This window comes from Oleiphilus sp. HI0067, assembly GCF_001635735.1.
In genome coordinates this window covers 1-953 of the sequence record NZ_LWFI01000414.1, presented here as the reverse complement: position 1 = coordinate 953, position 953 = coordinate 1, and the positions used below count along the sequence as shown (strand labels likewise).

Here is a 953-nt window from a genome sequence, read left to right as displayed (position 1 = left end):
ATCGTATACGTAAAGTTAGCTTGACCGTTGTAATCGCCATTTGGTGTGTAAACAACATTCCCTGCATCATTAATCTCGACGGTTCCATGGGTATTTTCTGAGGGAGCTACACTTACAAGCGATAAAGCATCACCATCAATATCGAAGTCATTATTTAGCAGATTTTCAGGAGTTAAAGTTAGAACACTATCCTCGCCAACGGTGATCAAAACTTCAGTTATATTCGGTGAGATTTCAACTAATTCATCCGTGAGATTAACTGAATCATCCATATTCTCGGTCAAATTTAAGCTATGCGTATTTGTAATTGCACTGCCATCTGGCTGAATAGACGTGACTTTTATCTCTTCGGTTGAAACACGAGAAATCGTCATGTTCTTAACTACATATTGACCACGGCCGCCGACTGTACCAAGCTCGAATTTAGCTACGGGCTGATCTGTAGTGAAAGAGTAACTATCCTCTAGATTTCCACTCTCTCGAAAACCACCTTGTGAATCAATTAGATTGCCGTGTGTATCATACGCACGGATCACAACCTGAGTAGCCTGGTTATTGTTCGCATCAAACCAACTTCCTAGACCGCTTAATTCGAAGGTCACATGGTTGATCTCATCACCTGAGATCTCGACTGACATAACGTCTTTATCACTTAAACCATTATGGCGGGGATCTCCAATACCGAGACCAATATGAGTGTCTTGAGAATTATAAGCTGTAACATTACCGTTGCTCATGGATGTTACGACTGTCAAATCACCCTGAATAAAAGTCGCAACGCCATTATTGATTGATCCCCAATCCTCTGGTTCTGCCGTTGAATCTTCTGGATCAAATGTTCCAATGAAGACGTCCATACTATTATCTGTTGCACCATCATTTGGAACATACTGCAACTCTGTATCGGCTGAATATTCAACGCCAACGATCATATCATGCCAGTTACCATCGGC

At 41.6% G+C, this 953-nt stretch carries 1 protein-coding gene; it reads right to left on the bottom strand.

The window, feature by feature from the left end; translation table 11 throughout:
* Positions 1-953: cadherin-like domain-containing protein (locus A3739_RS29360; protein ID WP_197472056.1), on the bottom strand; the 953-nt coding region annotated here is incomplete at both ends.